Below are 7036 nucleotides of genomic sequence, written 5' to 3'. Positions count from 1 at the left end.
AACGCGATGGAGACCTCACCGGTTACGACCATCGCTCGCATTCACACACTGAGCCAAGCCCACAATGGGCAAAGGCTACCGAACCACCCTCTCAGGCGCCGCCGTACGAAGGGGTGCACACCGACGTCGTGCCGCACTTGACCATTGGCCATGACGCATCGAAACAGGCCTTGATCGAAGCAGCCGATGCGGTCGCCGGGTTCCTGCCGATCCGCGCAACCGTCGACACGGTCCGACTCATCGCCGGGACGCCGGAACCCAACGGCTGGCACACCATCCGCGACTTCCCCATCGGCGGGTAGCCGCAGCAACCCGGACTTGACCATAGGAGCATCGCTAATGATCTGGCATTGAATCTTGATCTGACCGGCCCGCAACCTGCCGTCCGTTTGGTGACGGTCGATGGCGGGGTGGTGGGTTCGTGGCGACTCGGGATGTGTTCTCCGAGGACGAGATGGCGCGGTTACGGTCGTTCCCGGAGATCGGCCGGGTGGAGTTGATTCGGCATTTCACGCTCACGGACGCGGACGAGGCGTTCCTGGGCAAGTTCCAGAGCAGTTGCTGATGGGCGAGGACTTCTGGTCCGTGACCGGTAACGACCGTTCGCGATACACCTGGCCGACACAGACGTTTACCCAGCTGAATTATGTAACGTAACCCGTGTCCGCGCCTTCGTAACGCGCTCGGGGGTTCGCGATACATTCACGGCATGCGGATCGGCTACGGAAGGTCTCCACCCGCGACCAGAACCCCAACGCCCAACACGACGCCCTCACCGCGGCAGGTTGCGAACAGATTTTCATCGACAAGGCCTCCGGCAAACTCGCCCGCCACCCGAACTCGATAAGGCGTTACTGGTCGCCCGACGCCGCAGCGACCAACTCGTCGTCACCAAACTCGACCGACTCGGCCGTTCCCTCGCACACCTCATGGAACTGTCCGCCCAACTGCAGGAGCGTGGCGTCGACCTGGTCGTGCTCGACCAGAGCATCGACACGTCCACCGCGATGGGCCGGATGTTCTTCCAGATCCTCGGCTCCATCGCCGAGTTCGAACACGCGCTCATGTCCGAACGCACCCACGACGGGCTCGCCGCCGCCCGCGGCCGCGGCCGCACCGGGGGCCAGAAACCCAAACTGACCCCGCGCCAGGCGCGTATCGCCCAGCAGATGTACGAAGAGACCGGGCCCGACGGACGCCTGATCTACACCGTCGAACAGATCGCCGCCGAATTCGGCGTCATCTGTCCCACCATCTACCGGCGCCTCGCCAGCCTGCCGGCAACCCCACCGGCGCCGTAACCTGATGCCCTGCTTCTCATCGACGCCATGGCAACATGGTGGGGCTGCTGGGCCTTCTCCGCGATAGAAAAGTGCGGGCCGGCGCTGCGGCACCCCGCCTGAACTCCCCGTTCAACACCGGGAAGTGGAACAGGCGGCTCACCCTGTTGGGGTGATGGACTTCGGACTCGCCGTGCGCAGCTCGCCTTTCTGGTGTATCGATGATGATCGGCGGCGCCTTGACTCGGTTCGGCAGCATCCCCGCTCGGCAGCGGCTGGCGGTGATCGTGGCAAGAAGGTGAAGACGGCGTCGTCGTCAGAGGCCGCGCCGTCACCCACCGCTTCCGGCACTCATCGCGCCGCTTCGGTCAGGATTTGGCGTAGGCGGCGTGCCTGTTTGATGGTTTGCGAGCTGCCGGTGCGGTTGGCGATCGCGTCCAGTTCGGGGATGCTGCCGGTCGCGCCGGAGGTGCTCGCGCAGTCGGCGGCCAGCGACAGCAGGGCTCCGAGCCGGCGTGGAAGCTCGCTTCCGCTGAGCAGGCCGGGCAGCGCGCCGGCCAGGATGTTCCAGGCTGTGGTGTGGGCGCCGATGCGGGCGATCTCGGTGACCAGGTCGAGCAGGTCAGGTGCCGGTTGCCGTCCACCCCGCTTGTTCACCGGGATCAGGCGCTCGCCGACATTCTTCGCATTTATCTCGTTGCGGGCGACGAGCTGGAGCAGTGCGTCCATATCGCCGTCCGGGCGACCCCGTGACAAGGTGTTGGCTAGGAGCCGGTGGAACAGCGGACCGATCGGGCCGTCGGCCGCCGCTAGCAGCGGCAGGTCCGAGACGTAGGTGTAATCCGTTCTTCCGGCTCGCGTCGAGATCATCTGTGCCGCGATGTACTCGCGTACCAGCGGCAACGTGGCAACCCACTGTGGCAGGTCCAGCGGCCGGGCCGCCTGGTGGTAGAGGAACGAGTCGGGCAGGTCCTGATTGATCGGGCCGCCGTCGTGGTGCTTGCGCAGCAGGACGTCCAGTCGCCGGAACGGGTCGGTGAACCCGTCTCGCAGCGCGGGCAGGGCCAGACCGGTGCTTTCTTCGACCACCGTGAGGCCGCCGGACGGCAGCCACTGCGCGAACCTGGTGCCCTCCGCGGTGCCCAGTGCGGCGGCGGCGCCGGCCAGCCGGTCGCGTTCGGGGCCGCTCGGGATCCGCACCCGTAGCAGAGCCTGGTCGAAGTCGGCCGGTCCGGCCGTAACGCCGAGTCTCGCGTACTCGGCCAGCCGGTCCATCAGGACGTCGGCGTCCACCACACCGGTACGCCAGGAGGGTGCGGACAGCAGGAACGGGGGCGGAACGGCCAGTACAGCGCGGGCGGCTTCGAAGATCCGCGCTCGCCAGGCGGCACGGAACACGCAGTGCCCGCACTGCGGTGCGAAGCCGGTTCCGTTGTCGGACATCTCGGGGGGTACGACGGGAAGACTTTCGGCGTCGAACCCGTCGAGGAGGAGGGCGAAAACGATGACGCCGATGCCCGCAACCGGGTACGGCAGCCGGTCGGGGAAACACCCGGAGGCAAAATGGCTTTCGCCCTGCCAGGGCCACTGCTTGGCGGGGATGCTGCGCAGCGCTGCGGCCAGGGCCGCCCGGTCCCGGTGCGCGAAGCGCACCAGGCCGTCGAGGGCGCGTTCCGACTCGACGGTCGATGCGTGCGGCGCGGCGACGGTCGCGACGATCTCGCCGATCAGCTCCGGCAGGGTTTCGGGCGGTCCTGCGGTGCGTTGCGGCGCCACCACCGGCGGCAGCGTCTCCTGGTACGGCGTTCGCGTGCGCTCGCTGCCGGGCGTGCTCTCGCCGAGTGCTGCGGTCGCCTGCTCGCGCAGGTCGGGGGTGAGTACGGCGACTGCTTCGACGATCTGCGCACGGGCCGCCGGGTCCGCCGCCGCGATGTGCCGGGCGACGAGTTTCCAGGCCTGCTCCTGCACGGCGTTGTCTTCGTGCCCGAAGGCCACCGTCACCGCTGTCAGCAACTGGCCGGCACCGTCGGTGTTCGACCGCAAGGCTTGACCGAGATGCTTGAGCTGCGCGCTGACCAGTCCCTTCTCCGGGCGCGCCAGCACGTCGCGCGAGGTGTCCGCGAGCAGGCCGGCGTCCAGCCGTCCGGCATCGATCAACCGGCGCAGTCTCTGCACCGCGTCGCCGGCGGTCGGCGCGTCGGCGTCCGCAGCCAGCCGGGCCCAATCGCCGGCCCGATCGGCGAGTTCGTCGTCGGTGAGGGCCAGATCGTCCAGCAGTCGCCGGAAGCCGCGCAGCTCATGCGGTCGTCCGCCGCGGAATAACCGACCCAGGCACTGGTCGATCAGGGCCGTGCGATCGAGTTTCCCGGACGCTGTCATGTCCACCAGGCCCGACGCCAAGCCCAAGACGCCCATCCACGCTCCGAAGCCCTCGACCTCCAGGGCGATCGGCACCAGTATCGGAGCGTCCGGGTTGGTCAGTCCGCCGAACCGGAGCCGCTGAATCGCATAGCCGAAGTTGGTCGGTGTCGCACAGCCCGAGAGTCCGATCAGGTTCTGCACCAGGTGATAGTGCAGCGGCGTCCCCTCGAACTGTTTTCTTTCCTTGTCGAGTTCGGCGGCGAGCCGATGCGCCAGTTCGCCGAGCCATTCCGGGCCGCGCCCGGCCAGGATCTCGGCTGACGACGCAGGGAAATCATGTCTGCGCAGCCGGTTGATCAAGAGCACCCACTTCGCCGCCGCGGCCGGTGTGGATTGGCAGGCCAGGCCGGCCAGCCGGCCCGCGTAGAAGACCGGCCACTCGTTTTCCGGGCGCAACCCGCGGAGGATCTGCGTCACCGCCGGCACACACCCGCTGCGGGCCGCGACGTCCATCTTCTCGACGAGGGCGGTGGACAGTTCCTCGTCGCCGGCCCGGATCGCTTCCAGCAGTGCATCACGTTCAGTGGTCATCAGTTGTCTCCCCGTGTGGTCATCCGTACCGCGAGTGCGTGTTTGCAGGGACCGCGGCCGCCCCGGTGCCCAGCCCACCACGGGCACGTGCACCCCATGACCGCGCTGCGGTGGTCGACGAGATAGACCTTGTCTCCGGAGCGGACCGACGCCGTCTCACCATCCACCGTCACGGCGCCTGCCCGCACCAGCGCCCGGGCGTCGCGCAGCCGCGGATTGTGCAGTTCGGCCTGGCCGACGCGATACGGCAACTCGCGATGGAAGTACGCGGCCTCCGCGGCGTCGTAGCCCACCCGGCCCGCAGTCCCCAGCCGGGTCAGCGCCGAACGCACCCGGTGGGCGGTCAACCCGGCTTGCGCAGCGAGGTCGGCCACGTCGATGCGGGGCTCCCAGCCGAGCAGCACGGAGATCAGATCCGCATCGGCTTGCACCTCCTCGCCGGCCAGAGACTCCAGTACCGCTCCCTCGCCGGAGAACCCGCGCGACACCTGCGGCGACAGCATCAACGTCAGCCGCATACCAGGCAGCGTCACCTCCCAGGCGCCGGCCACCGGTGGACTGCCCGCGGTCACCGCGGGACCGTACAGGCGAAGGGTCCGAGCGTGTCGTAGTACCCGATCCAGTGCCGCCAGCCGGCTGGGCCCGGGAAGGCAGACAGCACCCGGAGCCGGACCGCCCGTCGTTCGCAGGGTCCGCCCGACGGGCAGCACCCAAAGGTCCGGTACCCGGCCGCGGGCCGGCAACGACCGCAGGAACCGCGCCGCGTCTGCGGCCGGCACCTCGGCACGCAGGTCGAACCCCGAGGCGATCACCTGCGCCTCCGCGAAACCACGCAGCCAGCGCTGCGGCAGCGGCACCTTCTTCTCCACGAGCGGCCCGTCGACGGTGGTGACCGCAAGCTCGTCCGGGCCGACCCGCAGGTACAACGGATCATTGGCAAGGATCCGCGACAGTGCGATGCGCAGCGGGGTGTTGACATCGACATTGGTCGTGCCTTCACCGACCTCGCCTCCGTCGAGACCGTCGCTGAGGATGTCCAGTCGCGCATACACCCCGCAACAGCCTGAGAAAGACTCGAAGCGCAGCCGGTCACCGTTTCCGGTGACTACCGGATCCAGAGAGCTTTTCAGCGTCGGCTGGTAATAGCGGGTGGCGGCGACATCGGCCACGGCGAGCAGCCCGGACGCGGCAATCCGCGGGTCGGTCAGGAAACCGGAGAAGAACCCCGGATTCGCCTCCGCCCCCTCCGACGTTCTACCGCCAGAGGTCTCCAGGCCGACGATCTTGCTTCCGCGTGCGGAGTACACCTCGGAAGATCGAACGTACGACACCGCATGCGCTGTCTCTGTCATGACGCGACCGCCCCGACCGCAAACAGCCGACGTCCAGGCGCAGTACATAGTGGAGGGTAGTGTCGCACATCGATCCTTACCGTCGGCGGATCTCGGTGTTGGCGGCGGCATGCAGTATCAATGCGAATACCCGTCCACTCCACGGGAGCACAGCCAGGAGGGATAGGTTTCGATGCTCCGCCGGGCCATTATAGAGAGCGCTCCCTCACGGTCATAATCAGCGAGTCCTACCAACAGATCCTGGCCGTACCGCCCTCTCAGAGGACGTCTGATTCACGTATTTTGTGTGTGTTGTGGTTGTAGGGGTTCTCGCCAGGTTGGGGTGGTTTCGGTGGTGAGGCGTTTGGCGAGGTTGTCGATCATGGCGAGGGTGATCATGCTGGCGGAGTTGTCGGGTCGGGCTTCGTAGTCGCGGACGAGTCGGCGGTGGTGCATGAGCCAGCCGATGGTGCGTTCGACGACCCATCTGCGCTTGACCACGCTGAAGCCTTTGACCTGTGGGTCCTTGGTGACGATCTCGACGTCGACGCCGAGGTGGGCGCCGTGTTCGACGACGCGGTTCTTGAAGCCGGCGTCGACCCAGGTCTTGGTCAGGGTGGGGTAGGTGGTGGTGGCCTGGTCGAGCAGGTTGATGCCGATGGTGTTGTCGCTGGCGCTGGCGGCGGTGACGATGACGGCGAGCAGGAGGCCGAGGGTGTCGGTGATGATGCCGCGCTTGCGGCCGACGATTTTCTTCCCGGCGTCGGTGCCCTGCGTGGCCAGTGGGACGTTGGTGGAGGTCTTCACGCTCTGGCTGTCCATGATGGACGCGGTGGGTGCGACGGTGCGGCCGTGGTGGTCACGGACGAGGCCGGTGAGTTGGTAGTTCAGTTCGGTGAAGATGCCTTCCTTGCTCCAGGCGGCGAAGTAGCCGTAGACCGTGGGGTGGGGCGGGAAGTCGTGGGGCAGGTAGCGCCAGGCGATGCCGGTGCGGTTGACGTAGAGGATGGCGTTGAAGATCTCGCGTAGGTCGTGGGTGGGGGTGCGGCCGCTGACGCCGGCGTCGGTGCGGGCCTGTCGCCAGGCGGTCAGGCGGGGTGCGATCAGGGCCCATCGGGCGTCGGACAGGTCGGATGGATAGGCTCGTCGCGCGGTCATGATTCAGGCGTACGGCGTCTGGGACTCGGATCGGCGGACCTCATGTGCGTCGATGTCGGGTGAAAGTGAATCAGACACGATCGCGGGCTGAAATGCTCTGATTCTGGTCACGGTGGAGCTGGCCTGGATGTGCGCCTTCCGGGTCAGGTCCGGCATATTGCCCTGACGAGGCCGAGGCGTAAATCGGTCGCTACTGACGCGAACGCGAAACAAACGTCCAGTCAGAGGGTGGTTCGGAAGGGCATGTCCGTTGTGGGTTTGGCCGCGGGGTAGAGGTCCTGCTCGTGGGGCTATGCGGCTGGCGGTGGCGAGGCG

General features: G+C 67.3%; 4 protein-coding genes and 2 pseudogenes. 3 read left to right on the top strand and 3 right to left on the bottom strand.

The genetic code is table 11. The features are described 5' to 3' along the window. From ACFYZF_RS30510 to ACFYZF_RS30500, 3 genes and pseudogenes are all read left to right on the top strand, one after another. Positions 1-302: pseudogene (locus ACFYZF_RS30510) on the top strand (hypothetical protein); the annotation flags it as partial. A 119-nt stretch (positions 303-421) separates the two neighbouring features. Then, positions 422-553 (top strand): annotated as a pseudogene (locus ACFYZF_RS30505) (DUF4158 domain-containing protein); the annotation flags it as partial. 232 nt (positions 554-785) lie between these two features. Then, positions 786-1301 (top strand): recombinase family protein, encoded by a 516-nt coding sequence (locus ACFYZF_RS30500; RefSeq protein WP_387026628.1) that lies wholly within the window; start codon positions 786-788, stop codon positions 1299-1301. Between the two features lie 330 nt (positions 1302-1631). On the opposite strand, the gene ACFYZF_RS30495 is transcribed toward ACFYZF_RS30500, so the two are convergent. The 3 genes from ACFYZF_RS30495 to ACFYZF_RS30485 all read right to left on the bottom strand — a co-directional run bounded on the left by ACFYZF_RS30495 (position 1632) and on the right by ACFYZF_RS30485 (position 6721). Next, a complete protein-coding gene (locus ACFYZF_RS30495; RefSeq protein ID WP_387026626.1) occupies positions 1632-4232 on the bottom strand; it encodes a DUF6493 family protein in 2601 nt (866 codons plus the stop codon). Further along, the gene (locus tag ACFYZF_RS30490; protein WP_387026624.1) at positions 4232-5584 is read right to left on the bottom strand and encodes an SWIM zinc finger family protein; all 1353 of its coding nucleotides are present in this window, start codon (positions 5582-5584) and stop codon (positions 4232-4234) included. Before ACFYZF_RS30490 ends, ACFYZF_RS30495 begins: the two co-directional genes overlap by 1 nt. 273 nt (positions 5585-5857) lie before the next feature. Further along, the gene (locus tag ACFYZF_RS30485; RefSeq protein ID WP_387026622.1) at positions 5858-6721 is read right to left on the bottom strand and encodes an IS5 family transposase; all 864 of its coding nucleotides are present in this window, start codon (positions 6719-6721) and stop codon (positions 5858-5860) included. Positions 6722-7036 lie beyond the last annotated feature (315 nt).

The sequence above is a fragment of the Micromonospora sp. NPDC001898 genome (assembly GCF_042891255.1).
GTDB lineage: Bacteria > Actinomycetota > Actinomycetes > Mycobacteriales > Micromonosporaceae > Micromonospora.
Note: the sequence above shows the minus strand (reverse complement) of the source record. Positions and strands in the feature narration are given on the sequence as shown.